Here is a 26851-nt window from a genome sequence, read left to right as displayed (position 1 = left end):
TCCCATTCTCACATCGCCGAATAGGCGACGATACCGCGGCGCACGCCGTCGAGCGCCTGCCGTGCAGTGCGCGCCAGAGTCAGATCCTCAGCCACGATCGAGAGCTGATCGAGAAGATCGATCGTCTGCTTCGCCCAACGGACGAAATCTCCGGCGGCCATGTCGGCATCGATGAGAACGCGATCGAGCAGCGCACCCCGCGCCCAGGCGTGCATCGCGCCGGCAAGGCCCGCAGCGAGCGGCTCAGAGCCGGGCAGGCTGTGGTTCTGGTCGAGATCGTCGAGCTCGGACCACAGCGTGGTCGTCTTCTCGTACGCGGCCCTGAAGGCACCACGCGGCAATCCGCGCTCTCCCGAGTTCGCTTCGTCCCTGCGCGGTTCGTAGACCAGACAGCACGCCATCGCAGCGAGCGAGGGTGCATCGAGCCCATCCCACAGCCCCTGTCGCAGCGACTCGGCGACCAGCAGGTCGCGTTCGCCATAGATCCGGCGCATGGTCCGTCCAGCATCCGTCAATGCCACGTCGTCACCGGTGCCCGAGACGTAGTCCAGCGCTGCCAAGACCTCGACGACGCGATCGAACACGCGCGCGACCGTGCCGGTGCGGCTCTCGATCTGCTTGCGCGTGCGGTCAGTCTGACGCTTGAGCTTCCAATATCGCTCGGCCCAGCGCGCATGCGCTTCGCGATCCGGACATCCGTGGCAGCCGTGGCGCTGCATGCGCGTGCGCAAGGATTGGATCTTCTTCATCCGCTTATCGCGTGCGACCCGCGGAGCGTGGGAATCCTGGCGGTGCTTCTTCTCGAGATCGCTCAGTTCACGACGGATGCCTGCATAGTCGAAGAAGTCGCCGCGCTCACACGTCATCGCCTTGACGTAGCCCTCCAAGGACTCTTCGGCCTCGCGCACCTGGCGAGCGAGCCCGACGACGGCACGATCAGCCTGGAACTGTGCGAACGACGACTCGAGAACCTGCCTGGCCCTCGGCCTGCCGAACATGTCGATGAGGTTGACGGCCATGTTGTATGTCGGACGGAAACTGGAGTTCAGCGGGTAGGTGCGCCTGGAGGCGAGGGCTGCAACAGCCTGAGGATCCATCCCCTCTGTCCACTGCACGACCGCATGGCCTTCGACGTCGATGCCGCGACGACCGGCACGACCGGTGAGCTGGGTGTACTCCCCCGATGTGATCGCGACGCGCGCTTCACCGTTGAACTTCTCCATCTTCTCGAGCACCACCGTGCGCGCCGGCATGTTGATGCCGAGTGCAAGGGTCTCGGTGGCGAAGACGACCTTGACGAGCTTGCGACGGAACAGCTCTTCGACGACCTCTTTGAACGCGGGCAGAAGGCCAGCATGATGCGACGCCACGCCGCGCTCGAGATTCTCGACCCATTCGAAATAGCCGAGGACACCCAGATCCTCGTCTTGAAGCGTGCGCGTGTGCTCTTCGACGTACTCGCGGATCTCGCGGCGCTCTTCTGCGCTCGTGAGCCGGATACCTGAGCGGCGCACCTGCTGCACCGCAGCGTCGCAGCCGACTCGGCTGAAGATGAAGAAGATCGCCGGCAGCAGATTCGTGCGCTCGAGGAGCTGGATGACGTCAGGGCGGTCCATCCGCTCGATGCGCTGAGCATTGGCAGCGCGCACGGGGCGTCTTCCGCCCCGCTCGGGACGAGGGCTCTGCCGACCGCCCGACTGCCGAGCACTGTTGTACGACTGCGCGCGCCGGTTGCTGTCATAGCGAGAGCCGGTGAACGAACGAATCCGCATCAGCTCCTGATTGACCGTCGCTGTGGCGACGCCGGCACGGTCATCGAAGAGCGGCAGCAGATCATTGCGCACGAGGACGTGCTGCTCGAGCGGCACAGGACGGATCTCGGAGACGATGACTTCGGTGTCACCGCGGACGGTGTCGAGCCAGTCGCCGAATTCCTCCGCATTCGAGACGGTGGCGCTCAGCGACACCAGCCGAACGCTCGGCGGCAGATGAATGATCACTTCTTCCCACACCGCGCCGCGGAAGCGGTCTGCGAGGTAGTGGACCTCGTCCATCACGACGTAGCGCAGATCCTTGAGCGCTGCGGAACCCGCGTAGATCATGTTCCGCAGGACCTCGGTCGTCATGACGACGATCCGGGCGTTGCCGTTGATGTTCGTGTCACCGGTGAGCAGACCGACGTTCTCCGCACCGTACACCTCGACGAGCTCGCGGAACTTCTGGTTCGACAGGGCCTTCATCGGGGTCGTGTAGAACGCCTTATCTGAGGGCGTCTGCATCGCGAGGTGAATCGCGAACTCGCCGATGATCGTCTTCCCTGCGCCCGTAGGCGCCGCGACCAAGGCGCTGTGTCCTCGTTCGAGCGCGTGGCATCCCTCGACCTGAAACGGATCGAGGTCGAACGCCTGCGTGGCAGCGAACCGCGCGGTCTCGGGGTGAGACGCAGCGGCATTCGCTGCCGCGTAACGCTCCGAAGGGGAACTCATATGTCTGCTTCCGGCAACAGCCCATCGGCCTTCAAGCGCTTGTTCTTGCGCCGGTCGAACAGCATGGACAGGCCCGCTGCGGCGAAGAACAGCACGACAAGGATGCCGGCGAGCAGCAGCATGCTCACGACGTCGGCTGCCGGAGTCGCGAGGGCCGCGAACACCGTGGCGATGAGGATCGCCACGCGCCAGCCTTTGAGGATCGCGCGGCCGCTCATGATGCCGGCGACGTTCAACGCGACGAGGAAGACGGGCAGCACGAACGAGACGCCGACGACGAGCATGAGTTTGAGGCTGAAGTCGTAGAACTGCTTGGCCTCGAAGAGGTTGTTCGCACCCTCTGGGGTGAACGTGGCCATCAGCTCGATCACGTGCGGCACTACCAGCGCACCGACGTAGCAGCCTGCGAAGAAGAGCGGCACAGCAGCGGAGACGAAGCCGATCGTGTACTTCATCTCTTTGCGGGTGAGACCGGGCATGATGAACGCCCAGATCTGCCACAGCCAGATCGGGGCTGCGATGAAGATCCCGAGCGAGAACGCGATGCGCATGCGCAGATCGAAGGGGGAGGTCACCGACGAGAATGTCAGTCCGACCAGGTCGTCGCCGCGCGCTTCGGCGATACGCCGGACCGGTTCGGTGATGAACCAGATCACAGGGTCTGAGAGGAAGAAGCCCAATATCATCGCGACGACGAGTGCCGCCGCGGAGATCATCAACCGCCGGCGCAACTCCACGAGATGCGCGCCGAGCGACATCCGGCGTTCACTGCGTGGTGTATCACCCGCGGCCGACTGCTTGTCGATCGCGGTCACCGTGGTCAGGCGGTGGTGTTGTTGCTGTTGGTGTTACCGCCATCGATCACCGGCTTGGTGCCAGCCTCGGATGCGGTCGTTGCCTGAGCCGCTTCAGGTGCGCTCTGCGCGGGGGTGCCGTCATCTTCTTTCATGGCCTTCATCTCGCCCTTGAAGACACGCGCGGACTGACCCATGCTCTTGGCCAGCGCAGGCAGCTTTGCCGCGCCGAAGAGCAGAAGAATGACGAGAACAAGTACGAGCAGGTGCCAACCGGTCAATCCAGCCATAGTTCCCTCCAGGGATAGAAGTCTCCGTGCAGTCTACCTGCCGAGGCTCGATTCGGGCTGTCGATACAGAGCGAGTCCAGCCTCCGCCCACTCACGCGTTGCGACGCGAGCGGTCCGGGGCTCCTGCACCTCGAGGTATCCGCCGAAACGACCAGCGACGCGCTTGATCCCTCGCGGATCCGAGAGTCTGATGCGAACTCGCGCGTCATCGCCGTCTAACTCGGTGTTGTCTGCGTGCGCGAAATCACCCAGCAGCGGCACGAGACGGCGAGGAAGCGTCACGGTCACTTCGACGTCCTGGTCCGCCGAGTCGAAGGTGTCCGTGACAACCGCATCCGCATGGGAGATGGGGATCTCGGTGAGTTCAGGGTCGCTGACACGATCGAGATGGAAGGTGCGCATCGCCTCACGCAGATGGCACCAGCCCTGCAGGTACCACTGCCCATTGGTGATCAGCACCTGCACGGGATCGACCGTGCGCGTCGTCGGCTCAGCATCCGGTGCCTGGTAACGGAACGAGACCGCCACACTGGCCTGCAATGCGGCCGCGACCACGTCACGCACCTCGTCGACGGCGCCGGGGACGATTACCACGTCGGCCGGGACATCCGCCGAGGCACGGGCCAGCTTCGCCAGCAGGCCCGCCACAAGACCGGAGTCGGAGACCGCGGGCACCGCGGCCACCATCTGCAGTCCCGCGAGAAGGGCTGCGGCCTCACGCGCGGTGAAACGGGGCACGCGCCTCAGCCCGACATCATTGGTGATCTCGATGACGCCCTCGTCATCGAGGAGGTCCCAGTTGATATCGAACAGCTCATGGGGCTGCTGCCAGTATCCGCTGTCCCCGGGAAGGCCGATCACCGTGAGCTTCTCGACCATCTCGCGCATCACAGTGGGTGAAACCTCGAACTCCCGGGCGGCCTCGTCCAGCGACACCTGTCCGCGCTCGAGGAGATACGGCACGAGTGTGAGATATGCCCGAACCCGGTCGGTCGCCAGCAACGGCTTGCTCTTCTCGGCCATCACTCCCCCGCTCCCGCTGCCGCATGACGCGCGACGATCGCGGTAAGGCGTTCGATCACGGCATCCCGCAGCACCGCAGGCTCGACGACACGCACTTCGGGACCGTAAGACGCGAGCTCATCGGCGAAGATGTGCACGTCGACGAACGGCACGCTGAACCCTTGGCTCTCCTGTCGCGCTCTGCGGCCGAGCCGCAAGGCCGCCTCGGTGCCGGGAGTGATCTCCAACAGAGCCGTGTTGCGCTCGGCAACCTCGGTCAGCCCGCGGAGCGCGCGATCACCGGCACCGTCGCGCAGCTCCGGGGCGAAGGTCTGTGTGGTGACGACGACGTCACCGACGATGCGGCTGAGCAGGAAGGTGCGTTCGCCATCCGCATCCAGATCGATGCCGTAAACGTGCCAGCGCGCCTCGAAATCCAGCAGCGCGAGTGGCGTCATGGTGCGCCTGCGCGGCGTCTGCTCACCGGGTTTGAGGTAGTCGAACTTCACCACCCGACAGTCTTCGATCGCCTTCTGCAAAGGTGCGAAGCCGCTCGTCCTGGTGGTGATGCGCGGCGCGAAGCCGATGATCGGCTCATCACCGTCGATGCCGAGTGCGCGGATCTTGCGCACGCCTGCCTGAGCATCCGCCGATGCGGACTCCGCACTCCAGACGCTCCCCGCGAGCTGAAGCACCGCGAGTTCTGCGGGGCTGAACGAGATATCCGCTGGTAGATCGTATTCAGCCTTCGGAATCCGATATCGCGCAGCGCGGAGGTCGTGCGGATCGCTGGGGTCGCCGATCGTCTCGATCGGCACGCCGAGAGCACGAAGCTCGTCCTTGTCGCGCTCGAACATCTTCTCGAGCGCATCGACGCGAGCACCGGTCTCGGCTCGCTGGCGATAGCCCGAGACGTTGTCGAGGATCTGCTGTTTGGTGAGCCCGATCTCCGTGGCCATCAGCGCCACGACGAGATTCGTCTGACGCTCTTCAGGCGGGATCCGGACTACCATCACTGCTGCGCTGACGCCGGAGGATCGATCGCGAGGATGTCGACGACGAACACGAGCGTCGCGTTCGCGGGCACCGAACCGCTGCCCTGCTCACCGTACGCGAGCTCGGGCGGCGCGACGATGAGCACCTGCGACCCGACGGTCTGTCCGGTCAGTCCCTGGGTGAAGCCCGGGATGACTCCCGCCATGTTGAACGTCGCAGCGCCCCGGTCCCACGAGGAGTCGAAGACCGTGCGTTCGTCCCAGAGCACGCCGGTGTAGTTGACCAGGATCGTGTCGTCTGCCGCGACCTTCTTGCCATCGCCCTTGATGAGCGTCTGGACCTTCAGGTCAGTGGGCGCAGCACTGTCTGGAACGATGATGCCCGGTCGGCCGTCTGCTGCACGCACGACCGTGGGCATGCCGGCAGCATCGTTGTACTGCACAGAGCCCTCTGCCCGGTTCGGGAAGACCTTGACGACGTCGAACACGGCGACGACGGGCTCATCGGGGTCCAGGCCGAAGCCGCTGAGGTTCTGTGCGCCGAAATCTTCAGATGCGACGACGCTGAGCACGCGGGAGCCCTCGGTGGCGCATTCCAGTGCCGCGCCGAACGCGGGAACGGTGCCTGCCCAGTAGCCGACGCTGGCCAGCTGTGCGGCGGCTTCGTCGTAGGCGGTGCCCGCGATCGGCTTGCCAGTCTTGCCGGAGAACAGCGAGAACTCGAAGACCGCACTCTGCGTTGAGGAGGTGAGCGTCGGACCATCTCCGACGGTCACGTCACCGAAGGCGCTCGCGGCCTCACCGATCGGAGTGAACAGCTCGACATCGGGTTCGCTGCCGACATCGCCCGAGATGTGCGCGAGGTCTTCGATTCCGCTCGCAGACGACGCTCGTTCGCAGGCCGCGCCATCGAACGCAGGCGCGGTGGAGCATCCGGTCAGAGCGACGGCGGCAAGAGCGAGAGTGGCCAGAGCGGCTGAGGTTTTACGCACGCGCTCCAGTCTATTGCGCTGACGCGTCCGCGTCGCGCGACGCGGCGGCCTGACGCGCACCCTCTGCGGCCTTGGTGGCCTCACGCACCCGCTTGCGCAGATTCTTGTCAGTGATCTCACGATCGCCGACGGCCCCTGGCGTCCACACCTCGACGTCTCCGTCGCCGTAACTCGACCTCGACGCGCGACGCTTCAGCTCCGGAGCGATGGTTCCCGGTGCAAGGCGACGCGCGGTCAGCAGGAAGCCCGTGTGCGCGACCATGCGGTGATCAGGGCGCACAGAGAGACCCTCGACGTGCCATCCGCGCACCATCGTCTCGGAGGCGTCAGGGTCGGTGAAGCACTCCATGCCGCGGATGTACTCGGCCACGCGCGACAGCTGGGTGGCGGTGGCGACGTAGCACAGCACCACTCCCCCTGGCGTCAGAGCGTCGGCTACAGCATCCATGACGTCCCAGGGCGCGAGCATGTCGAGCACCACGCGGTCCACAGTGCCCGCCGGCATCGTCTCGGGCAGCGCCTCCTGCAGATCGCCGACGACGATCTCCCACGTCTGTGGTGCGCTGCCGAAGAAAGTCTCGACATTCGCTCTGGCGACTTCGGAGAAGTCCTCTCGTCGCTCGAACGAGACAAGTCGCCCCTCGGGACCCACCGCTCTCAGAAGCGAGAGTGACAGCGCGCCAGAGCCGACGCCCGCCTCGACGACTGTCGCGCCAGGGAAGATGTCGGCCTGCATCACGATCTGCGCGGCATCCTTCGGGTAGACGATCGCGGCACCACGCGGCATCGACATCGCGAAGTCCCGCAGCAGCGGGCGCAGCGCAAGGTACTCGTGCCCAGAGCTGTTGATGACCACCGAGCCGTCCGGGAGTCCGATCAGGTCACGGTGGAAGAGCACGCCGTGGTGCGTGTGCATCTCGCCGTCGGCTTCGAGGGTGACGGTGTGAAGACGGTTCTTCGGTCCCGTCAGCTGAACGCGCTCACCCTCACGGAAAGGGCCGGTCGCGCGGGGTGCGTATGCGTTCATCGGGATGCTCCTTCTTGCTGTCCTGCGCGTACGGAGCGGAATGCACTGACGACATCGTCTGCTGTCCGGCCGGCAAGGGTGGGCCACAGTTCGTGGGCTCCAGCGCCGTCGAGCGGAAGCATGTGCGGCACTCCGACGGTGACGGCTCCGGATGCCAGCCCAGCACGCAGTCCTGTGACGGAGTCCTCGATGACGAAAGCCTCTGCGATATCAATGTCCAAAAGCTCCGCGGCCTTCAGATAAGGGTCCGGGTGCGGCTTCGGGTGGTCGACATCATCTCCGGCGACGATGTGCTCGAACGCATCGAAATCGATCAGGTCTACGACGCTGCGGGCCATGCGTCGCAGGGACATCGTCACGAGCGCGGAGGGTATGCCGGCGTCCTTCAGGGATCGCAGGAGCTCCTGCGCCCCCGGACGGAACGGGACGCCCTGCGTCGCCAGAGCGGTACGCACATCATCAGTGAGACGGTTGACGATGTCGTCCGCCCGCATCTCGACTCCGGCCGCCTGCAGGATGCGAGCACTCTCATGAAGTCCGTTGCCGACGAGTTGCATCGCCTGCTCGTGGGTCCACTCGCCGCCGAACGATGTCACCAGCGCCGTCTCCGCGGCCATCCAATACGGTTCGGTGTCGACAAGTGTTCCATCCATGTCCCAGAGGACCGCGCGGGGCTTTTGACTCACCCGTCCATGCTATCCGGGCGTTGCGCCGCACTGACCCGGTGCGAGACTAGCCTTGAAGGGTACTTGCGTTCCATCATCGAAGGGAGATCTGGATGGATGGACTGGGAAACCGCATCATCGTGGTCGCCTTCGACGGCTGGAACGATGCCGGAGAGGCGGCCAGCGGCGCGATCGAGATGCTGCGCGAAACGGGTGAATACGAACTCGCGCACTCGGTGGACCCCGAACTCTACTTCGACTACCAGTACACGCGACCCGCGTCGAAGATGGACGCCACCGGCCGCCGCGAGCTGCGATGGCCAGAAGCCGCGCTGTGGCGTCCGCGCACCCCGCCAGCCGAGGGAGCGCCGGAGTTCTGGCTGCTCACCGGAGTGGAGCCCGCCCGCACTTGGCAGGCGTTCGCGAACGAGTTCATCGACGTCGCGCTGCGCGATGACGTCACCGGGATCATCCTGCTCGGCGCGATGCTCTCAGACGTGCCGCACACCAGGCCGATCTCGATCTTCTCCGCGAGCTCCAACGAGGAGGTGCGTGAGGCTCTCGAGCTCGAGCGGTCGCTGTATGAAGGCCCTGTCGGAATTCTCAGTGTGATCGAGCACTTCGCTGAGACGGCGGGGATCCCCACCGCAACCCTCTGGGCGAGTGTGCCGCACTACGTCGCATCCGCTGCCCCCTCTCCGAAGGCGACTCTGGCGCTGCTGGATCGTCTTGAAGAGCTCACCGACGTCGATATTCCTCGTGACCGACTGCGTACAGATGCCGCCGCCTGGGAGGCATCGATCGATGCGGCCGCGGCGGATGACGAAGAGATGACGGACTACATCCACCAGCTCGAGCGCACCCGCGACACGTGGGATTCGCCTGAAGCATCCGGGGATGCGATCGCTCAGGCGTTCGAGCGCTACCTGCGCCGCCGGGGCGATGGCCCCGGCGACCACAAGCGCTAAGCGGCGATCGCTCCGGTTCCGAGCAGAATCAGCAGCGTGACGCCCAGCAGGATCCGGTAGATCACGAACGGCAGGAAGCTCCGCTTGGAGATCCAGCTCATGAAGAACGCGATCACTCCGAGCGCCACAACGAACGCGATGCCCGTTGCCGCGACCGTCTCACCCATCGTGAAGTACTGGTCAGGTGCGTCCCAGCTCTTGAACACCTGGTAGAAGCCGCTTCCGAACACCGCAGGGATCGCCAGCAGGAACGCGTAACGCGCCGCTGCTGCACGTTCGTAACCGAGGAACAGTCCCATCGTGATCGTGCCGCCGGAGCGCGATACTCCGGGGACCAGTGCAAGAGCCTGCGCGAAGCCGAAGAGGATGCCGTGCGGGTAGGTGAGCTGGTCGAGCTTGCGACGCTTCGCCCCCACATAGTCGGCGACTCCGAGCAGAATGCCGAACACGATCAGCATGATCGCGACGATCCACATCGAGCGCAGTACAGTCTCGATCTGGTCTTGGAAAAGCAGCCCGAGCACCACGATCGGGATGCTGCCGATGATGATCAGCCATCCCATTCGGGCATCAGGGTCATTGCGCGGCAGCTTGCCGGTCAGAGAACGGAACCAGTGTCCGATGATTCGGGTGATGTCGCGCCAGAAGAACACCACCACTGCGGCCTCGGTGCCGATCTGCGTGATCGCGGTGAAGGCCGCTCCCGGGTCTTCACCGGAGCCGGTGAAGGTACCGACGATGCGCAGGTGCGCACTTGAGGAGATCGGGAGGAACTCGGTCAGTCCCTGGATGATGCCGAGGAACAGCGCTTCGAGCAGATGCATGAAGGGGCCTTCTGGTTGTGCGGAGAAGATGCGTCAGTACGAGCGCAGCAGATCGGTCAGAACCTGCTGACCGAAGACAAGAGATTCTACGGGCACGCGCTCGTCCACTCCGTGGAACATTCCTGTGAAGTCGAGATCTGCCGGTAGCCGCAGCGGTGCGAATCCGTACCCGGTGATGCCTAGCTTCGACAGCGCCTTGTTGTCAGTGCCGGCGCCGAGCAGGTACGGAATCACCGGAACGCCGGGATCGTGCCGCCCCAGCGAGGCGACCATCGCGTCAACGAGATCCCCCTCGAAGGGCGTTTCCATGCCGATATCGCGCACGACGGTCTCGATCGTGATCTCGTCGCCGACGATCTGCTGCAGTTCTGCGAGCACGTCGTCTTCGGTTCCGGGAATGACGCGCACGTCGATCAGGGCTTCGGCTCGCTCCGGAATGACGTTGTGCTTGTACCCGGCGGTGAGCATGGTCGGGTTCGTCGTCGTGCGGAACGTGGAGCGCAAGAACGCTTCGGCGGGGCCGGATGCCGCGGCAAGAGCGTCCGGGTCGTCCACGGAGCGTCCGGTGAGGTCACTCAAACCCTGCAGGAGCGCTGTCGTGGTCGGGGTGAGCCGCAGCGGCCAGCGCGTGCGTCCGATCGCTGCAACGGCCTCTGCGAGCTTCACAACGGCATTGTTGTCGTGCAGGCGGCTACCGTGGCCAGCGCGACCCTTCGCGACGAGGCGGATCCAGATGAGGGCCTTCTCGCCCACCTGAAGAAGGTACGCGCGACGATCGTCGACCGTGATCGAATACCCGCCGACTTCGCTGATCGCCTCGGTGGCACCGGCGAACCAGTCAGGGCGATTCTCGACCACCAGAGCGGAGCCTTCGACTCCGCCGTTCTCTTCGTCTGCGAAGAAAGCGAGGATCAGGTCGCGCTCAGGCTGTTCGCCCGCCCGCAGGATGTCAGCGACCGAAGTCAGGATCATCGCATTCATGTTCTTCATGTCGACAGCGCCGCGTCCCCAGAGCATCCCCTCGCGCACCTCGCCCGCGAACGGGTCGACCGTCCAGTCCTCGGCCATCGCAGGAACCACATCGAGATGGCCGTGCACGATGAGTGCGGGTTTGCTCGGGTTGCGGCCTGGCACGCGCGCCATGACGTTGGTGCGCCGCGGGATCGGTTCGTAGTACGTGGCACTGAGGCCGAGGCTCTCGAGATAGGCGCCGACATACTCAGCGGCATCGCGTTCGCCGTTCGCCTTGCCACCGCCGAAGTTGGACGTATCGAAACGGATGAGGTCCTGCGCGATACGCACGACTTCCGGATGCTGTGGCTCAGACATGGCTCCAGGCTATCGAAGCGCGGGCGGCACGCCCGGGACGCACTCTGGTTCGAGCGCACCTAGGAAACCTGGTAATGTTTCTCTTCGGTCGGCAACGACCTTCACCACCTGCGCGGGTGGCGGAATGGTAGACGCGCTACGTTGAGGTCGTAGTGCCCGCAAGGGCGTGGGGGTTCAAGTCCCCCTCCGCGCACATAGAGAAAAGGCCCCCAGAGATGGGGGCCTTTTTCGTGCTCTCAAGGTCTCGCGCCACGCGGGGTGGTGGTCAGGCCACCCCGACGCCGAAGAGCAGTCCGAGCGCGTAGGTGATCGCAGCCGCGCCGAAGCCGATCGCCAGCTGCCGCAGACCACGCCGCAGCGGTGGACCGCCAGAGAGAACGCCGACCATCGCTCCCGTCGCCAACAGCGCGATGCCGACCAGCAGAAGGGCCACGAGGATAGCGGTGAGCCCTTCGAGTCCGAAGATCCACGGCAGCACGGGAATGATCGCCCCGGAAGCGAACAGGAAGAAGCTCGACAGCGCGGCGGTCCAGTCGCTGCCGATGATGTCGTGATCGGTGGCGCCTGCGTGCGTGTGGAGCGGCCCGGTGACGCTGCGCCGCGCCCCTTCCTGGGCGGCAGCGATGACCCTGCGGGAACGTGCCAGCGCCTCGGATTGGTCCATGCCTCGGGCCCGATAGACGAGCGCGAGCTCGTTCTCGTCAATGTCCAGATCGCCGGCGGAGATCGCCGCATCTTCATTCGCCTCAGTGGACGCAAGCAGCTCGCGCTGCGATCGCACCGAGACGAACTCCCCCGCTCCCATCGAGAGTGCTCCCGCCAGAAGCCCGGCGATCCCGCTGAACAGAACGAACCCGGGTGCGACGCCAGTTGCACCGATACCGAGCACGAGGGCGAGGTTGCTCACCAGGCCGTCGTTAGCACCGAACACCGCAGCACGGAACGAGCCGGAAAGCCGTCGCCTGCCACGTGCTGCAAGGCCGCGAACGACCTCGTAGTGAATCTTCTCGTCGGCCCGCATCGCGGGAGTCGCGTACTTCTCGGTCTCGTACGGTGACCTGGCTTCGGCACTCTGTGCGAGCACGAGAACGAAGATCGATCCGAAGTGCCCCGCCATCCACCCGAGCAGACGCGAGCGAAACCCTGCGCGCGGAAGCCGTGCAGGCTCCTCCCCGAGCAGATCGAGCCAGTGCTGCTCATGGCGCCGTTCGGCGTCCGCGAGGTTCTGCAGAATCTCCTGCTCTTCACCGCTCTTACGGGAGGCGAGTTTCTGGTAGACGAGACCCTCTGCGCGCTCCTCAACGAGGTAGCGCGCCCAGCGACGTCGATCTGCTTCGGTCGGCTCGGGGGTGGCCGGCGCGCTCATGAGTCCTCCGGTTCGGGGTATTTCGGGCGAGTTCCACCGTACTTGCGCATCTGTCGCCGACCGCGCGAAAAGCTCGGATTGTCAGCATTTCGGGGTTCCTAAGGAGCCCCTGCGTTCACGAGCGGACGCGCTTGCGCAGAACGTCGATCCGAGACTGCAGCTGGGTCACCGTCGCCTGCGCCACAGCAGGACCACCGCAGATGCGACGAAGTTCAGCATGGACGGCGCCGTGCGGTTCCCCTGCCTGACGCGCGTACAGGCCGACCAGGCTGTTCAGCAGCTGACGCTGCTCACGAAGCGTGCGGTGCAGCGGCTGCGGCAGCGTCGTGACGGCCTCAGGGCCAGCCTGAGCCTCTCGGGCCTCCCGCAGGCGAGACTGACGAGACTGCCGCTGCATGAGCAGCTCGTGCACGTGCTCCGGCTCGAGGAGTCCTGGGATGCCGATGAACTCCTCCTCTTCCGGAGTGCCGGGTTCCGCCAGCTGCCCGAATTCCTGTCCTTCGAACACGACACGGTCGAAGTGCGCGAGTGAGGAGATCGCCTGATAGCTGAACTCCTGGGTGAGCGCGTCGGATGCTTCTTCTTCGCGGTTGGCGCTCTCGAGCAGAGAATCCTCGAGCCCGTCATCGTCTTTAGTCTGACGGTCAAGGGCATGGTCACGCTGCTTCTCGAGCTCGTTGGCCAGCCCCATCAGCACGGGGACGTTCGGCAGGAAAACGCTCGCGGCCTCGCCACGACGTCTGGCGCGCACGAACCTGCCGATGGCCTGTGCGAAGAACAGCGGTGTCGACGACGACGTGGCGTAGACACCGACGGCGAGCCGCGGCACGTCTACGCCTTCGGACACCATGCGCACGGCGACCATCCAGCGAGAGTCGTTCTGGCTGAACCTCTCGATGCGCTCGGATGCTGCGGCATCGTCGGAGAGCACCACTGTGGGCCGTTGCCCCGTGAGGCTGTGCAGGATCTTCGCGTACGCACGGGCGACCGTCTGATCGGTGGCGAGCACCAGTCCCCCGGCATCCGGCACGTGATGTCGGATCTCCGTCAGTCGTCTGTCTGCGGCCGACAGCACCGCCGGCATCCACTCGCCCTCAGGATCGAGGGCAGTGCGCCACGCCTGAGAGGTGACATCCTTCGTATTGTCCTGACCGAGATGCGCTTCCAGCTCGTCTCCGGCACTGGTGCGCCAGCGCATCTTCCCGGAGTACATGTGAAACAGCACCGGGCGCACGACGCCGTCGGCCAGAGCGCGGCCGTAGCCGTAGGCGTAGTCCGTCGACGACACTCGGCCGCCCGATTCATCTGGCGCGTAGGTGACGAACGGGATCGGAGCGGTGTCGCTGCGGAAGGGCGTGCCGGACAGCGATAGCCGCCGCTTCGCCGGACCGTAGGCGTCACGGATCGCATCGCCCCAGCTGAGTGCATCACCACCGTGATGCACCTCATCGAGGATCACCAGCGTCTTCGCGTCCTCAGTGAGGTGGCGGTGCACCGACGGCTTCGCGGCGACCTGCGCATAGGTGACCACGACCCCGTGATACTGACGCGATGGGGCCCAGTGGCTGTTGCGGAAACGCGGGTCGAGTCGGATGTGCACACGCGCCGCAGCATCCGCCCACTGCGTCTTCAGGTGCTCAGTCGGCGCGACCACGATGATGCGGTTGACCTCACCCATTCGCAGCAGTTCGACAGCGAGAGTGAGCGCGAACGTCGTCTTGCCTGCGCCCGGCGTCGCCGCGACGAGGAAATCTCTCTGATCACGCACGAAATACAGGTCAAGCGCTTCCCTCTGCCATGCGCGGAGCTTGTCCGCCGTCCCCCATGGGGCGCGCTGAGGGAAGGAAGGAGAGAGCATCAGTCCAAGGGTAATAGCTCGCGCGCTAGGATCGGTCGTTGACGAAGGAGAGCGTGATGACTGATCAGGAACCGTTCCGGGCCCCATTCGTCGCCAACGAAGGTCCCCATCCGTGGCGCCGCTTCGTTGCCGTGGGCGATTCATTCACCGAGGGGATCGGCGACCCCGATCCGAACGCGCCGGGCGGCAACCGCGGCTGGGCGGATCGCGTCGCTGAAGTGCTCGCGACCCAGGTCGACGACTTCGCCTACGCCAACCTCGCCGTACGCGGCAAGCTCATCGCCCAGATCGTCGCTGACCAGATCGAGCCCGCCGTCGCGCTTCGTCCCGACCTGGTTTCGATCTGCGCCGGCGGCAACGACGTCATCCGCCCCGGCACGGATCCCGACGACATCGCATCCCAGCTCGACGATGCCGTGTCTCGTCTCGCGTCCACGGGTGCGGCCATCATCCTGTTCACCGGCATCGACACGGGTTTCACCCCCGTGCTCCGCGCATTCCGCGGCAAAGTGGCCATCTACAACGAGAACGTCCGCGCGGTCGCCGAGCGTCACGACTGCATCGTCGCTGACCAATGGGCGCTGAAGACCGTGCAGGACTCGCGCTTCTTCGATGTCGACCGGCTGCACTACAACGCGCTCGGACACCACGAAGTCGCTCGCATGGTTCTGCGTGCGCTGAACGTCCCCAATGAGCTGCAGCCGATGCAGCCCGATCCGCTTCCGGTCCGCACGTGGCGCGAAGCGCGCAACGAAGACCTCGGCTGGGCCAGGGAGCACCTGATGCCGTGGGTGCTGCGACGTCTGCGGCACCAGTCCTCGGGCGACCTCATCACAGCCAAGCGGCCCGAGCCGTCACCAGTGTTCCTCGTCGCTGACGACGAGCGAAGCGCCGACGCCGACGCCGAGTAGCGCGATCAGCTCGTCAGGGCCCACAGCGCGACCGCGGCGGCGGAAGCCACATTCAGCGAGTCCACTCCCCCGCGCATCGGAATCGTGACGACGACATCAGCGGCTTCCAACGCCACGGGCGAGAGCCCGTCGCCCTCGGTGCCGAGCACAAGGGCGACCTTCTCCGGCCGGGTCGCAGCGTAAGCACCGAGCGGCACTGCGCCCTCGCTCAGTGCGAGTGCTGCGAGCTCGAAGCCTGCCGCGCTCAGCTCGGCGAGCCCAGCCTCGCGATCGGTCATCCGTGTCCATGGCACCTGGAAGACCGTCCCCATGCTCACCTTCACGCTGCGGCGGTAGAGCGGGTCAGCGCAGCGTGGGGTGAGCACCACGGCATCCGCCCCCAGCCCGGCGGCGGCACGGAAAGCTGCGCCCACGTTCTGATGCTCGATCAGGTCCTCCAGCACGAGCACGAGGCGCGCGCCTTCCAGCACCTCAGAGACGCTCGGAAGCGCAGGGCGATGCATCGATGCCAGTGCTCCACGGTGCACGGCGAAGCCGGTGACCTGCTCGGCAACGGTATCCGGGACGACGTAGACAGGTGTCGCGGAGTCAGCCAGAAGCCGTTCCAATCCCGGCAGCCATCGCTCTTGCGTGAGCACGGAGCGAGGTGTGTGCCCCGCACCCAGCGCGCGTTCGATGACCTTCGCCGATTCTGCGATGTAGAGCCCGCCCGCCGGCTCCTGCACGCGACGAAGGGCGGTGTCGGTGAGGTTCCGGTAATCGGCCAGACGCGGGTCGGATGCGTCGTCGACGCGCTCGATGTACATACCGACAACTCTGCCATCGCAACGTCCCACATCCTCGCCGCACCGTAGACTCGTCGGGGAGGTTCCGTGACTGCGACGATCAGTACTGCACTGGCTGCCGACATCGCGAAGTCAGCCGAACTTCTGCGCGGACGCCGAATCGCTCTTCTTACGGGCGCGGGAATCTCCACTGATTCCGGCATTCCCGCCTACCGCGGCGAGGGAGCGCGCACCAGGGCCGATCCCATGACAGGGGCCCGCTATCTCGCAGACGAGGCCGCGCGGCGCCGATATTGGGTCGGCGGACACCTCGGCTGGAAGGCATTCGCCTCCGCCCAGCCGAACACCGCGCACACCGCACTCGCAGACATGGAACGCGACGGCCTGGTCACCGGAGTGATCACGCAGAACGTCGATGGACTCCATTTGCGGGCGGGCAGCTCACGAGTGGTCGAGGTGCACGGCACGATGCGCCGCGTTCTCTGTCTGCAGTGCGGACAGGTCTTCGACCGCCGCGACATCGCGTCTCAGATCGAAGAGCGCAATCCCTGGATCGCGGTCCCCGACAACATCGTGCTGAACCCCGACGGCGATGTCGCGCCCGAGAGTACCGATGACTTCATCGTGCCGTCATGCACGGTGTGCGGCGGGATGCTGAAACCCGATGTCGTCTTCTTCGGCGAGTTCGTCCCCGTTGACCGTTTTCGCGCCGCCGAGTCACTCCTTCGCAGCAGCAATGCTCTGATCGTTGCCGGATCTTCCCTCGTCGTGAACTCAGGAGTCCGCATCGTCGAGCGGGCAAGGCGCCGCGGCATCCCGCTCATCATCATCAATCACGAGCCGACCCGAGCCGACCCGTGGGCCGACGTCGTACTCGCCGGCGGCACGGGCGACGTGCTTCCCACCCTCAAGGAGCAGCTCACGTGACTCTCATCACTCTCGTTCGCCACGGCCAGACGGACTGGAATCTCGCGCGTCGCATCCAGGGGTCGACCGATATTCCCCTCAACGAGACCGGGCGCGGTGACGCGCTCGCCGCCGCCGCACTTCTGCGCAGCGAGACGCACCACGTCATGTACGCGAGTCCCCTGATCCGCGCGCACGAGACCGCGCGCATCATCGCGTCCGAACTGGGTCTTGCCGACCCCATGATCACGCACGGCATGCGCGAGCGCGAGTTCGGAGAGGGTGAGGGACTACTGGTGCAGGAGTACCTCGAGCGCTTCACCGACTGGCACGGCGCTCCGTCGGGCGCCGAGACGCTCGACACGGTGCGCGATCGTGCGCTCACGGCCCTTGAGACGATTTCTCGTGAGTCACGGCGCCGTTCCGCCCCTGCAGCAGAGTCGGTGATCGTCGTCACGCACGGCGGCGTCATCCGGGCGTTGCTCAATCACGCCTCCGGCGGAACCCTGCCCCGTGAAGGCGATGTGCTGCGCAACGGCTCTGCCTACCGCTTCGAGCTGGCACCGGGCCTGCTGCGACTGCTCGAGCCTGTTTCGATCTAAGCCCGTGCGACCAGGGACCTGGCGTGCCGCAACAGCGGTTCGTCGATCATCCGCCCTTGGAAACGGAACACGCCGCGCTCACCCTCGGCTGCCTTCAGCACGTCTTGCGCCCAGGTGAGCGTCCCCGCATCAGGCGCGTATGCTGCGCGGATCGTGGGCACCTGCCCTGGGTGGATGCACGCTGACGCGCGGAACCCGGATGCCGCGGCATCCTCTACCTCGGCCGCGAGCCCCTCGACGTCTTCGATCGAGATGTAGACGGCATCGATCGCCGCCTTGCCATGCGCCCCTGCTTCCATCAGCACACGCGCCCGCGCATAGCGCGCCGCATCGCGGTAGCGGCCATCCGCATGTCTGCTCGAGGTGCCGCCCAGCGAGGCGATGAGATCCTCAGCGCCCCACATGAGCGCGGAAACCCGATCGTGAGCCGCGAGTGCGCCCGCGGCGCTCACGCCGCGAGCGGTTTCGCACAGCGCGATCACTGAGAACGACGGGTCGAAGACATCGAGCACTCCCGCGTCCTCGGCTTTCGCGACCATCACCGTGCGGAACGGAGAGTGCTCGAGCATTTCGAGATCCGCGGAGAAGTCCGACGTGTCGGGTGCGTTCACCCGCACGATCACACGCGTAGGGTCAAGATCGGATGCCGCAACGTGCACCCGAGCATCCGTCTTGCTGTTCGGGGCGACGGCGTCCTCAAGATCGAGGATCACGGCATCCGCCCGCTCGACCGCTTTCCCGAAGCGCTCGGGGCGATCGCCGGGGCAGAACAGCAGAGCCGGTCCCAGTGCGAACTCCATCAGCCCTCCTCCGGCCGGCAGTGCATGAGCGCGGTGCGTGTCGCCGTAGCGACGACGACACCGTCCTGGTTACGCCCGGTGTGTGTGATCGTGACGATTCCCTGACCCGGGCGAGAGTTCGAGAGTCGCTTCTCGGTGATGACGCTCTCGGTGTAGAGCGTGTCACCGGCGTACAGCGGATGCGGAAAAGAGATGTCGCCCAGGCCGAGCTGCGCGACCAGCGTCCCTTGTGTGAGCTGAGCCACGGAGGCACCCACCATCGTCGATAGAGTCCACATCGAATTGATCAGGCGCTGACCGAACTCGCCGGCTTCTGCGAATGCCGCGTCCAGATGCAGTGCCTGCGTGTTCATCGTGAGCGTAGTGAACAGGACGTTGTCGGCCTCTGTCGCCGTGCGCCCAGGACGGTGCAGATAGCGCGCACCGACCTCGAACTCTTCGAAGTACAGGCCGCGCTGGATGATGTCTGTCATACGAGCCCCAATCCGCGTGCGATCACCAGCAGCTGTACCTCGGTCGTTCCCTCACCGATCTCGAGGATCTTCGAGTCACGATAGTGGCGGCCGACCGAGAACTCGTTCATGAAGCCGTTTCCGCCGAAGATCTGGGTGGCGTCCCGGGCGTTGTCCATGGCAGCATCGCCGGCTGCGAGCTTGGCGATCGCTGCCGCTTCGGCAAAGGGCCTGCCCGCGTCGCGCAGCCGTGCCGCGTGGTGCCAGGCGAGGCGTGCGGTGTGGACTCGAGCACGCATGCGCGCGAGCGTGAACTGCGCGTTCTGGCGCGTGCTGAGGGCTGCCCCGAACACCGTGCGGCTCTTGGCATACTCGACAGCTGCCTCCAAGCATCCTTCCGCGGCGCCCGTCGAGAGCGCGGCGATCGCGATGCGGCCCTCGTCGAGGATGCTGAGGAAGTTCTTGAACCCGCTCCCCCGCTGCCCGACCAGATTGCTCTCCGGAACCCGGACCTCGTCGAACGTCAGAGGGTGCGTGTCAGAGGCGTGCCAGCCGACCTTGTCGTACGCCGGCTCTACTGTGAACCCGGGCGTGCCGCTCGGCACGATGATCGTGGAGATCTCCTTGCGACCGTCACGCTCACCGGTGACCGCGGTCACCGTGACGAAGCGCGTGATCGGCGTGCCGGAGTTCGTGATGAACTGCTTCGAGCCGTTGATGACCCACTCGCCTGCATCCAGACGCGCAGTCGTGCGCGTCGCCCCTGCGTCGCTGCCTGCTTCGGGCTCGGTCAGTCCGAACCCGGCCAGGGCACGGCCGGCAAGAAGATCGGGAAGGAGCTCCTCCCGCTGGGCGTCATCGCCGAACCGGAAGATCGGCATCGCACCGAGGCTGACGCCCGCTTCCAGGGTGATGGCGATGGACTGGTCGACACGTCCGAGCGCTTCGATCGCAAGGCACAGCGCCATGTAGTCGCCGCCCTGGCCACCGTGATCCTCGGGGAAGGGCAGCCCGAAGAGTCCGAGCTCACCCATCTGGGCGACGACGTCCATCGACAGCGTGTGTGTTCGGTCGGCCTCATAGGCCTGCGGCGCGACGACGGCATCGGCGAAGTCGCGCACCATGGCGCTGAGTTCGAGTTCCTCTTCAGTGAGATCGATGGTCATGCTGCTCCTTCGTCGGTCTGGTCTGCGGTCACGGTTGCGACTGCTTGATCTCGTCGCACCTGGTCACCGGCGGCGACCAGCAGGTGCACAGTGCCGTCGTGCGGCGCGAGCACCGGATGCTCCATCTTCATCGCCTCGATCGAGACGAGCGGGTCCCCCTGGGACACCGTTGCACCGTCGGACACGTGCACGGCGACGACGCCGCCCGGCATCGGCGCACGCGCCTCCGGAGAAGTCGCAGCAGCTTCTGGCTGGCGGGCCGCGAGCTCATGCCGCATGCGTGCGCGCCGATCGAGCGGCCTCAGCCGCACGGAGCGCCCCTCCTCGCTCACCCAGATCGCGTCGTCCGCATCGATCGCGGTGGGAAGTACTGCCGTGGCACCACTCGCCGCAGGGCCGCTCGCAGCGTCCACCAACCCCCCAACGTCCACCAGCCCCCCCGCATCCGTCAGGAACGCAACCTCCCGCGCGCTTGTATCCGTCAGCGCGGCCCACACTCCACCCGCGCGAGACTTGCTCTGCGCGGCGAGAAGTGCGCTCGCAGCAGCCGTCCCGTCGCGCAACGCGATTCTCGCGGCGTCGACCATCTGCGGCGACGGGACTGTCGCCGGAACAGGAAGCAGCGTGTCGATGAGACCTGTGTCCAAGTCGCCGGCCCGCACGCGCGGGTCCTGCAGGAGCATCCTCAGGAAAGCGATGTTCGTCTCCACACCGAGGATCGTCGTCCGGGCAAGAGCCGCGTCGAGCCGCTCCAGTGCCGTGGCGCGATCGGGAGCGCAGGCGATCACCTTGGCGATCATCGGGTCGTAGAAGCCGGTGACTTCGCTCCCCGTCTCCACCGCGGCATCCACCCGTACATCTTCTGGTGCATCGAACCTCAGCACTGGCCCAGTCGACGGCAGGAATCCGCGCTCGGGCGACTCCGCGTAGATACGGGCCTCGACCGCGTGCCCTGTCACGGCCGGCGCCGCAGGAAGCCTCCCGCCGGCAGCGACCGAGAGCTGGAGCGCGACGAGGTCGAGCCCGGTCACTGCTTCAGTGACCGGGTGTTCCACCTGTAGTCGCGTGTTCATCTCGATGAAGAAGAAGTCCTGCGGTGAGTCGGCATCGATGAGGAACTCGACAGTCCCTGCGCCGACGTAGTCGACGCTCTCGGCCGCACGCACTGCCGCCTCGAACAGCCTCTCTCGCACCCCGTCAGGAAGACCGGCTGAAGGCGCCTCTTCGATCACCTTCTGGTGGCGGCGCTGCAGCGTGCATTCGCGCTCGCCGAGTGCGATGACGGTGCCGTGTGCGTCTCCGAAGACCTGCACCTCGATATGGCGCGGCCTCGCGATGAGGCGCTCGAGCAGCAGCGCGTCATCGGAGAACGCCGCCTTCGCGACACGCCTGGCAGAGGCAAGTGCCGCGTCGAGGTGCGCGTCAGAAGAGACGACCTCCATGCCTTTGCCGCCACCACCCGCGCTCGGTTTCACGAGCAGCGGGTATCCGACTTCACTCGCGCGCACGGCGATCTGGCCGTCGCTGAGCCCGGCAGCGTCGAATCCGGGCACGACCGGAACGCCGCGAGACGCGACCTGTTCCCGGGCTGCGACTTTGTCCCCCATGATCTTCAGGGCCTCGACGGAGGGCCCGATGAAGACGATGCCGGCCGCGGCGCAGGCCTGTGCAAGCGCCACGCTCTCGGACAGGAAGCCGTATCCGGGGTGGATCGCCTGGGCGCCGGACTCGCGCGCAGCGCTCATGACGGCATCTACATCGAGATAGGACTCGGATGCCGGCGCCGGACCGATGCGTACGGCAGCGTCTGCTTCACGGGTATGCGGAGCATCCGCGTCGGCATCGCTGTACACGGCGACGCTTCGGATCCCCTGCTCACGCAGAGTGCGCAGGATGCGGCGGGCGATCTCGCCACGATTGGCGACGAGCACAGTCTGAAAACTCATGGTCACATCCTGAAGACGCCGAAGCGCGGTGCTTCGACAGGCTCAGCAACCGACAGGGGGCTGCGGGCGATGACATCCAGTGCGAGGCCAAGCCGGTCGCGTGTCTCGTCTGGATCGATGATCCCGTCATCCCACAGTCGTGCGGTGGCGTAGTAGGGCTCTCCCTGGTCTTCGTACTGCGTCCTGATCGGCTGTTCGAAGGCGCTGCGCTCTTCGGGATCCCAGGATTCGCCGCGGGCCGTGAGCTGGTCCTCTTTGACGGTGGCGAGCACGGATGCCGCCTGGTTGCCGCCCATCACCGAGATGCGGCTCGCGGGCCACGTCCACAGGAAGCGCGGTGAGTACGCCCGTCCGCACATAGAGTAGTTTCCGGCACCGAAGGATCCGCCGATGATGACGGTCAGCTTCGGGACGCGGGTGGTCGACACAGCGGTCACCATCTTCGCGCCGTCCTTCGCGATGCCGCCTGCCTCGGCGACCGAGCCGACCATGAAGCCCGTGATGTTCTGCAGAAAGAGCAGCGGGATGCCGCGCTGGTCACACAGTTCGATGAAGTGGGCACCCTTGAGTGCCGACTCGCTGAACAGCACCCCGTTGTTGGCGATGATGCCGATCGGGTGACCGTGCAGACGCGCGAAGCCGGTGACGAGGGTCGTGCCGTATTCGGCTTTGAACTCGCGGAACGAGTCGCCATCGACAAGCCGACTGATCACCTCGTGCACGTCGTACGCGTCGTTGACATCGACGGGGACCGCACCGTACAGACTCGACTCGTCGTCCGGCGCAACGGATGCCCCAACCTCCCACGCCGGAGCCGCGGGCGCCGGCAGGGTCTGCACGATGTCTCGGAGGATCTCGAGCGCATGCTCGTCGTTCTCTGCCAGATGGTCGACAACGCCGGAGCGGCGGGCATGGAGTTCGCCGCCCCCCAGTTCCTCCGCGGTGACGATCTCGCCGATCGCCGCTTTCACAAGCGGTGGTCCGCCCAGGAAGATCGTGCCCTGATTGCGGACGATGACGGTCTCATCGCTCATCGCCGGAACATAGGCGCCGCCCGCCGTGCACGACCCCAGCACCGCTGCGAGCTGCGGAATGCGCTCAGCGCTCATCCGCGCCTGATTGAAGAAGATGCGCCCGAAGTGGTCGCGGTCAGGGAAGACTTCATCCTGTTTGGGAAGGAAAGCTCCCCCTGAGTCGACCAGGTACAGACAGGGAAGACGGTTCTCCAACGCGATGTCCTGCGCGCGCAGGTGCTTCTTCACCGTCATCGGCAGGTAGCTGCCGCCCTTGACTGTCGCGTCGTTGCAGATGACCATGACGTGGCGTCCGTGCACCAGTCCGATTCCTGCGATCACGCCTGCGGCCGGTACTTCGCCTCCGTACAGGCCTTCCGCCGCGAGGGGGGCGATCTCGAGAAACGGGCTCCCCTCGTCCAGGAGTCTCGTGATGCGCTCGCGTGGCAGCAGCTTGCCTCTGGCGACGTGACGCTCCCGCGCACGCTCAGGGCCGCCCGCGGCCGCACGATCGAGCCGTTCGCGCAATTGTGCTGCGAGCGACTCCTGTGTCACTGTCATCGTGACGTCCTCCTTGACTCACGTAGTGGCATCCACCGTGCGTTTACGGTTAGTGTTCACTAACCCGACAATTTTAGGTTAGCGAGCGTTAACTGAAATGACAAGCCCCCTCACCACTCGTGACCGCGCCAAAGCGGAACGTGCGGACGCACTTCTGCATGAAGCCGCTCGTCTCTTCGCCGCGCGAGGCTATTCGGGCGTGAGCCTGGAAGACATCGGCGCTGCTGTCGGCGTATCGGGCCCTGCCGTCTACCGCCATTTCAGCGGCAAGCAGGCGCTCCTCGGCGCGGTCCTGGTGAAAGTCAGCGAAGACCTCGTCGTAGGCGGCACCGCAGTGGCTGAGGAAGCCGCAGGCACCTCCGAGAGAATGCGCGCATTGATCGCGTTCCATGTCGACTTCGCGCTCGGCAACGCCGACATCATCCTGGTGCAGGATCGCGATCTCGCACACCTCTGCGACGAGGATCGCGCCGCCGTTCGCAGGCTGCAGCGCGCCTATATCGGGCTGTGGATGTCGACGCTCGCACCCCTTCTCGACGCATCCACTGACGAGCTGAGACTGCGGGTGCAGGCGTGCTTCGGTCTGATCAACTCGACGCCGCACAGTACCCGCAGCGCCTCACGATCCACGAGAGCCACCGCCGCCGTCCTCAGAGAGATGGCGTACGCAGCATTGCTCGCACCAGTCGGCTGAGGTCGGGGTGACAGCCAGGTCAGCGCAGGAGCATTGCGCGACCCGGCTGCTCGAGAATGTCCGCGACATCCTTCACGAAGCGGGCACCCTCTGCTCCGTCGACGACCCGGTGATCGAAGGACAGACTCAACGTCATCACCTGCCGAAGCGCGATCTCACCCTGGTGCTCCCATGGCATGCGACGAACAGCCCCGACTGCAAGAATCCCCGACTGGCCAGGAGGCAGGATCGGAGTGCCGGCATCGATGCCGAACACACCGATATTCGTGATCGAGAATGTGCCGCCGGCGAGTTCTGCCGGCGTCGTCTTTCCTGATCGCGCTGTGTGAGCCAGCGCAGTCAGCGCGTCCGCGAGCTGCGGCAGCGTCATGCTTTCTGCGTCACGGATGTTCGGCACGATGAGCCCGCGCTCCGTCGCCGCGGCGATTCCGAGATCCACGTAGTGGTGTTGCACGATCTCGCCGGCTTCTTCGTCCCAGCGCGAGTTCAGTCCGGGTGTGCGACTGAGCGCCAGGCACGCGGCCTTCGCCACGACGACGAGTGGACCGATCTTGTGCGCGGCCAGTGCACGGTCTTCCCGGAGTGCCGCGATGAGCTCCATGGTGGCGGTCACGTCCACCGTGTGGAAAGTCGTCACGTGCGGTGCGGTGAATGCGCTCTGCACCATGGCCGCAGCGGTGTGCTTGCGCACACCCCGGATCGGAATGCGTGTTTCGCGCGCGCCGGTCGCGCCTGGAACGCTGATGAGCGGATGCTGAGGTGCCGGCGCATCGGTTCGCGCACCGACCCGTTCGGCGTAAGCATCGACGTCTTCGCGGGTGATGACCCGGTCGCCGACCTCAGCGGCGACCAGGACGATGTCGACGCCGAGCCGTTTGGCGTGTGCGCGCACCGGGGGCGTTGAGCGCGGTCGTTCGCCTACCTGCACGGTCGCCGGCGCGTCAGGAAGCACATCGTGCGGTGCCGCCTCCAGCACTGCGGTATCCGCGGGAACCGTGCTCCCGACACGACGCACGCGGCGCGTCGGACGTTTCTTGCTCGATGGGGCAGCACCGTATCCGACGAGGTTCGGTGGCGTCGCCTCGGCATCGTCAGCATCCTCGCTCCCTGTCTGCGCGGTGCTCTGAGCGGTGCTCGCCTCGCTCACAGCGTCGGGCTCGACGGCATCGTCGCCGGGGACATCGAACGCGATGAGCGGTGCGCCCACCTCGACGGTCTCCCCCGCCTCAGCATGCAGCGTTGAGACCGTGCCCTCGAAGGGAGAGGGGAGTTCGACGACGGCCTTCGCCGTCTCGACTTCGGCGAGCGTCTGGTTCAACGTCACGGTGTCGCCAGGTGCCACCAGCCACTGGACGACTTCGGCGTCGGTGAGCCCCTCACCGAGGTCGGGAAGATGGAATTCCTCGATCATGATTCGGCTCCCGCAAGGCTGTTCGGTCGATCGAGCACGCGGTCGACCGCGTCCAGAATCCGATCGAGATCGGGAAGATGGAACTTCTCCAGCTTCGCGGGCGGATAGGGCACATCGTGGCCGGTGACGCGCACCGGCGCCGACTCGAGGTACTCGAAGCACCGCTCGGTGATGCTGGCGATCACTTCTGCGGCGACACCAGCCTCGCGGGAGGCTTCATGGGCGACGACGACGCGTCCCGTGCGCCGTACGGATGCAGCGATCGGTCCGTAATCCACCGGTGAGAGTGAACGCAGGTCGATGACCTCCAGCGATAGCCCCTCATCCTCTGCGGCAGCTGCGGCATCCAACGCTGTCGACACCATCGCACCATAGGTGACGACTGTGACATCGCTCCCTGGGCGGACAACACGCGCAAGTCCCATCGGCGACGCATCCGCAAGTGAGGCGTCGAGATCGACGTCGCCCTTGTGGTGATACAACCGCTTCGGTTCGAAGAAGATGACCGGGTCGTCCGAGGCGATCGCCTGCTGTAGGCATCGGTACGCATCTTGCGGATTGGAGACCGCGATCACACGCAGCCCGGCGGTGTGCACGAAGTAGGCCTCGGGCGACTCGGAGTGATGCTCCGCTGCCCCGATTCCTCCCGCCCACGGGATCCGAATCGTGATCGGCATCTTCACGCGCCCCTGGGTGCGGTAGTGCAGCTTGGCGACCTGCGAGACGATCTGGTCGAAGGCCGGATAGACGAATCCGTCGAACTGGATCTCGACGACGGGGCGATAGCCGCGATACGCGAGCCCGACAGCAGTTCCGACGATGCCCGATTCCGCCAGAGGCGTGTCGATGACGCGCGCAGCCCCGAACTCGTCGAGGAGGCCGTCGGTGATGCGGAAGACACCGCCGAGCTTGCCGATGTCCTCCCCCATCAGAACGACCTTCGGGTCGTCTTTCATCGCCTTTCGGAGGCCGGCGTTCAGTGCCTTACCCAGTGTCATCTGAGTCATG

Annotated in this window: 25 protein-coding genes and 1 tRNA gene; 6 read left to right on the top strand and 20 right to left on the bottom strand. The window is 65.6% G+C overall.

Annotation, left to right across the window (positions count from 1 at the left end; genetic code table 11):
• Positions 1-8: 8 nt before the first annotated feature.
• From ACN0RC_RS11475 to ACN0RC_RS11440, 8 genes are all read right to left on the bottom strand, one after another.
• A complete protein-coding gene (locus ACN0RC_RS11475) occupies positions 9-2486 on the bottom strand; it encodes a DEAD/DEAH box helicase (RefSeq protein ID WP_417511828.1) in 2478 nt (825 codons plus the stop codon).
• Complete coding sequence (gene tatC / locus ACN0RC_RS11470; RefSeq protein WP_417512091.1) at positions 2483-3244, bottom strand: twin-arginine translocase subunit TatC; 762 nt, start codon at positions 3242-3244, stop codon at positions 2483-2485. Before tatC ends, ACN0RC_RS11475 begins: the two co-directional genes overlap by 4 nt.
• Before the next feature lie 62 nt (positions 3245-3306).
• The gene (gene tatA / locus ACN0RC_RS11465) at positions 3307-3570 is read right to left on the bottom strand and encodes a Sec-independent protein translocase subunit TatA (protein WP_417511826.1); all 264 of its coding nucleotides are present in this window, start codon (positions 3568-3570) and stop codon (positions 3307-3309) included.
• Positions 3571-3603: 33 nt separating this feature from the next.
• Positions 3604-4593: a helix-turn-helix transcriptional regulator gene (locus tag ACN0RC_RS11460; protein ID WP_417511824.1), complete on the bottom strand. Its 990-nt coding sequence runs from the start codon at positions 4591-4593 to the stop codon at positions 3604-3606.
• Positions 4593-5585 carry a helix-turn-helix transcriptional regulator gene (locus ACN0RC_RS11455; RefSeq protein WP_417511822.1) on the bottom strand — a complete coding sequence of 331 codons (993 nt, stop codon included), beginning with the start codon at positions 5583-5585 and terminating at the stop codon, positions 4593-4595. The genes ACN0RC_RS11460 and ACN0RC_RS11455 overlap by 1 nt, the downstream gene beginning before the upstream one ends.
• Positions 5585-6559, bottom strand: coding sequence for an FKBP-type peptidyl-prolyl cis-trans isomerase (locus ACN0RC_RS11450; protein ID WP_417511820.1), 975 nt, complete (start codon positions 6557-6559; stop codon positions 5585-5587). The genes ACN0RC_RS11455 and ACN0RC_RS11450 overlap by 1 nt, the downstream gene beginning before the upstream one ends.
• 10 nt (positions 6560-6569) lie before the next feature.
• The gene (locus ACN0RC_RS11445) at positions 6570-7586 is read right to left on the bottom strand and encodes a tRNA (adenine-N1)-methyltransferase (protein ID WP_417511818.1); all 1017 of its coding nucleotides are present in this window, start codon (positions 7584-7586) and stop codon (positions 6570-6572) included.
• Positions 7583-8272, bottom strand: coding sequence for an HAD family hydrolase (locus ACN0RC_RS11440; protein ID WP_417511816.1), 690 nt, complete (start codon positions 8270-8272; stop codon positions 7583-7585). The genes ACN0RC_RS11445 and ACN0RC_RS11440 overlap by 4 nt, the downstream gene beginning before the upstream one ends.
• Before the next feature lie 92 nt (positions 8273-8364).
• Here ACN0RC_RS11440 and ACN0RC_RS11435 point away from each other — a divergent pair, with 92 nt between their 5' ends.
• Positions 8365-9219, top strand: a complete 855-nt coding sequence (locus tag ACN0RC_RS11435; protein ID WP_417511814.1) for a PAC2 family protein — start codon at positions 8365-8367, stop codon at positions 9217-9219.
• On the opposite strand, the gene ACN0RC_RS11430 is transcribed toward ACN0RC_RS11435, so the two are convergent.
• Together ACN0RC_RS11430 and ACN0RC_RS11425 are read right to left on the bottom strand one after the other, a co-directional pair.
• Entirely contained in the window at positions 9216-10043 is an 828-nt protein-coding gene (locus ACN0RC_RS11430) for an undecaprenyl-diphosphate phosphatase (RefSeq protein WP_417511812.1), read from the bottom strand. The genes ACN0RC_RS11435 and ACN0RC_RS11430 overlap by 4 nt on opposite strands.
• A gap of 33 nt (positions 10044-10076) precedes the next feature.
• Positions 10077-11372, bottom strand: coding sequence for a M20/M25/M40 family metallo-hydrolase (locus ACN0RC_RS11425; RefSeq protein WP_417511810.1), 1296 nt, complete (start codon positions 11370-11372; stop codon positions 10077-10079).
• A 110-nt stretch (positions 11373-11482) separates the two neighbouring features.
• Between ACN0RC_RS11425 and ACN0RC_RS11420 the strand changes: the two genes are divergently transcribed.
• A tRNA-Leu gene (locus ACN0RC_RS11420) sits at positions 11483-11565 on the top strand.
• 72 nt (positions 11566-11637) lie between these two features.
• On the opposite strand, the gene ACN0RC_RS11415 is transcribed toward ACN0RC_RS11420, so the two are convergent.
• Entirely contained in the window at positions 11638-12738 is a 1101-nt protein-coding gene (locus tag ACN0RC_RS11415) for a VIT1/CCC1 transporter family protein (RefSeq protein ID WP_417511808.1), read from the bottom strand.
• A gap of 115 nt (positions 12739-12853) precedes the next feature.
• A complete protein-coding gene (locus tag ACN0RC_RS11410; protein WP_417511806.1) occupies positions 12854-14596 on the bottom strand; it encodes a DEAD/DEAH box helicase in 1743 nt (580 codons plus the stop codon).
• A 56-nt stretch (positions 14597-14652) separates the two neighbouring features.
• Between ACN0RC_RS11410 and ACN0RC_RS11405 the strand changes: the two genes are divergently transcribed.
• Complete coding sequence (locus ACN0RC_RS11405) at positions 14653-15507, top strand: SGNH/GDSL hydrolase family protein (protein ID WP_417511804.1); 855 nt, start codon at positions 14653-14655, stop codon at positions 15505-15507.
• Between the two features lie 5 nt (positions 15508-15512).
• Here the strand turns inward: ACN0RC_RS11405 and ACN0RC_RS11400 are convergent, their stop codons facing one another.
• Entirely contained in the window at positions 15513-16313 is an 801-nt protein-coding gene (locus ACN0RC_RS11400) for a TrmH family RNA methyltransferase (RefSeq protein ID WP_417511802.1), read from the bottom strand.
• Positions 16314-16379: 66 nt separating this feature from the next.
• Between ACN0RC_RS11400 and ACN0RC_RS11395 the strand changes: the two genes are divergently transcribed.
• Entirely contained in the window at positions 16380-17219 is an 840-nt protein-coding gene (locus ACN0RC_RS11395; RefSeq protein ID WP_417511801.1) for a Sir2 family NAD-dependent protein deacetylase, read from the top strand.
• A complete protein-coding gene (locus tag ACN0RC_RS11390; RefSeq protein ID WP_417511799.1) occupies positions 17216-17800 on the top strand; it encodes a histidine phosphatase family protein in 585 nt (194 codons plus the stop codon). Before ACN0RC_RS11395 ends, ACN0RC_RS11390 begins: the two co-directional genes overlap by 4 nt.
• Here ACN0RC_RS11390 and ACN0RC_RS11385 read toward each other — a convergent pair.
• Genes ACN0RC_RS11385 through ACN0RC_RS11365 form a run of 5 tightly spaced genes read right to left on the bottom strand, consistent with a single transcriptional unit; the run spans position 17797 to position 23738 of the window.
• Positions 17797-18600 (bottom strand): HpcH/HpaI aldolase/citrate lyase family protein, encoded by an 804-nt coding sequence (locus tag ACN0RC_RS11385; RefSeq protein WP_417511797.1) that lies wholly within the window; start codon positions 18598-18600, stop codon positions 17797-17799. The two genes, ACN0RC_RS11390 and ACN0RC_RS11385, sit on opposite strands and share 4 nt — an antisense overlap.
• Positions 18600-19073, bottom strand: coding sequence for a MaoC family dehydratase (locus ACN0RC_RS11380; RefSeq protein WP_417511795.1), 474 nt, complete (start codon positions 19071-19073; stop codon positions 18600-18602). The genes ACN0RC_RS11385 and ACN0RC_RS11380 overlap by 1 nt, the downstream gene beginning before the upstream one ends.
• Positions 19070-20218 (bottom strand): acyl-CoA dehydrogenase family protein, encoded by a 1149-nt coding sequence (locus ACN0RC_RS11375; RefSeq protein WP_417511793.1) that lies wholly within the window; start codon positions 20216-20218, stop codon positions 19070-19072. Before ACN0RC_RS11375 ends, ACN0RC_RS11380 begins: the two co-directional genes overlap by 4 nt.
• Positions 20215-22164, bottom strand: a complete 1950-nt coding sequence (locus ACN0RC_RS11370) for an acetyl/propionyl/methylcrotonyl-CoA carboxylase subunit alpha (RefSeq protein WP_417511791.1) — start codon at positions 22162-22164, stop codon at positions 20215-20217. The genes ACN0RC_RS11375 and ACN0RC_RS11370 overlap by 4 nt, the downstream gene beginning before the upstream one ends.
• A gap of 2 nt (positions 22165-22166) precedes the next feature.
• Positions 22167-23738 carry a carboxyl transferase domain-containing protein gene (locus ACN0RC_RS11365; RefSeq protein ID WP_417511789.1) on the bottom strand — a complete coding sequence of 524 codons (1572 nt, stop codon included), beginning with the start codon at positions 23736-23738 and terminating at the stop codon, positions 22167-22169.
• A gap of 97 nt (positions 23739-23835) precedes the next feature.
• Here ACN0RC_RS11365 and ACN0RC_RS11360 point away from each other — a divergent pair, with 97 nt between their 5' ends.
• Positions 23836-24432: a TetR/AcrR family transcriptional regulator gene (locus tag ACN0RC_RS11360; protein ID WP_417511787.1), complete on the top strand. Its 597-nt coding sequence runs from the start codon at positions 23836-23838 to the stop codon at positions 24430-24432.
• A 19-nt stretch (positions 24433-24451) separates the two neighbouring features.
• Here the strand turns inward: ACN0RC_RS11360 and ACN0RC_RS11355 are convergent, their stop codons facing one another.
• A complete protein-coding gene (locus ACN0RC_RS11355) occupies positions 24452-25843 on the bottom strand; it encodes a dihydrolipoamide acetyltransferase family protein (protein ID WP_417511785.1) in 1392 nt (463 codons plus the stop codon).
• Positions 25840-26850 (bottom strand): alpha-ketoacid dehydrogenase subunit beta, encoded by a 1011-nt coding sequence (locus ACN0RC_RS11350; protein ID WP_417511783.1) that lies wholly within the window; start codon positions 26848-26850, stop codon positions 25840-25842. Before ACN0RC_RS11350 ends, ACN0RC_RS11355 begins: the two co-directional genes overlap by 4 nt.
• Between the last annotated feature and the right edge of the window lies 1 nt (position 26851).

Source organism: Microbacterium sp. (genome assembly GCF_048259935.1).
Lineage (GTDB): Bacteria > Actinomycetota > Actinomycetes > Actinomycetales > Microbacteriaceae > Microbacterium.
This window is presented reverse-complemented; position numbering and strand designations above follow the sequence as displayed.

What these genes read in the sequence shown, in the direction of transcription:
- ACN0RC_RS11475 (WP_417511828.1), bottom strand. Translation starts at nt 2,486, where the DNA reads ATGAGTTCCCCTTCGGAGCGTTACGCGGCAGCGAATGCCGCTGCGTCT.
- tatC (WP_417512091.1), bottom strand. Translation starts at nt 3,244, where the DNA reads ATGTCGCTCGGCGCGCATCTCGTGGAGTTGCGCCGGCGGTTGATGATC.
- tatA (WP_417511826.1), bottom strand. Translation starts at nt 3,570, where the DNA reads ATGGCTGGATTGACCGGTTGGCACCTGCTCGTACTTGTTCTCGTCATT.
- ACN0RC_RS11460 (WP_417511824.1), bottom strand. Translation starts at nt 4,593, where the DNA reads ATGGCCGAGAAGAGCAAGCCGTTGCTGGCGACCGACCGGGTTCGGGCA.
- ACN0RC_RS11455 (WP_417511822.1), bottom strand. Translation starts at nt 5,585, where the DNA reads ATGGTAGTCCGGATCCCGCCTGAAGAGCGTCAGACGAATCTCGTCGTG.
- ACN0RC_RS11445 (WP_417511818.1), bottom strand. Translation starts at nt 7,586, where the DNA reads ATGAACGCATACGCACCCCGCGCGACCGGCCCTTTCCGTGAGGGTGAG.
- ACN0RC_RS11435 (WP_417511814.1), top strand. Translation starts at nt 8,365, where the DNA reads ATGGATGGACTGGGAAACCGCATCATCGTGGTCGCCTTCGACGGCTGG.
- ACN0RC_RS11430 (WP_417511812.1), bottom strand. Translation starts at nt 10,043, where the DNA reads ATGCATCTGCTCGAAGCGCTGTTCCTCGGCATCATCCAGGGACTGACC.
- ACN0RC_RS11425 (WP_417511810.1), bottom strand. Translation starts at nt 11,372, where the DNA reads ATGTCTGAGCCACAGCATCCGGAAGTCGTGCGTATCGCGCAGGACCTC.
- ACN0RC_RS11415 (WP_417511808.1), bottom strand. Translation starts at nt 12,738, where the DNA reads ATGAGCGCGCCGGCCACCCCCGAGCCGACCGAAGCAGATCGACGTCGC.
- ACN0RC_RS11410 (WP_417511806.1), bottom strand. Translation starts at nt 14,596, where the DNA reads ATGCTCTCTCCTTCCTTCCCTCAGCGCGCCCCATGGGGGACGGCGGAC.
- ACN0RC_RS11405 (WP_417511804.1), top strand. Translation starts at nt 14,653, where the DNA reads ATGACTGATCAGGAACCGTTCCGGGCCCCATTCGTCGCCAACGAAGGT.
- ACN0RC_RS11400 (WP_417511802.1), bottom strand. Translation starts at nt 16,313, where the DNA reads ATGTACATCGAGCGCGTCGACGACGCATCCGACCCGCGTCTGGCCGAT.
- ACN0RC_RS11385 (WP_417511797.1), bottom strand. Translation starts at nt 18,600, where the DNA reads ATGGAGTTCGCACTGGGACCGGCTCTGCTGTTCTGCCCCGGCGATCGC.
- ACN0RC_RS11380 (WP_417511795.1), bottom strand. Translation starts at nt 19,073, where the DNA reads ATGACAGACATCATCCAGCGCGGCCTGTACTTCGAAGAGTTCGAGGTC.
- ACN0RC_RS11375 (WP_417511793.1), bottom strand. Translation starts at nt 20,218, where the DNA reads ATGACCATCGATCTCACTGAAGAGGAACTCGAACTCAGCGCCATGGTG.
- ACN0RC_RS11370 (WP_417511791.1), bottom strand. Translation starts at nt 22,164, where the DNA reads ATGAGTTTTCAGACTGTGCTCGTCGCCAATCGTGGCGAGATCGCCCGC.
- ACN0RC_RS11365 (WP_417511789.1), bottom strand. Translation starts at nt 23,738, where the DNA reads ATGACAGTGACACAGGAGTCGCTCGCAGCACAATTGCGCGAACGGCTC.
- ACN0RC_RS11360 (WP_417511787.1), top strand. Translation starts at nt 23,836, where the DNA reads ATGACAAGCCCCCTCACCACTCGTGACCGCGCCAAAGCGGAACGTGCG.
- ACN0RC_RS11355 (WP_417511785.1), bottom strand. Translation starts at nt 25,843, where the DNA reads ATGATCGAGGAATTCCATCTTCCCGACCTCGGTGAGGGGCTCACCGAC.
- ACN0RC_RS11350 (WP_417511783.1), bottom strand. Translation starts at nt 26,850, where the DNA reads ATGACTCAGATGACACTGGGTAAGGCACTGAACGCCGGCCTCCGAAAG.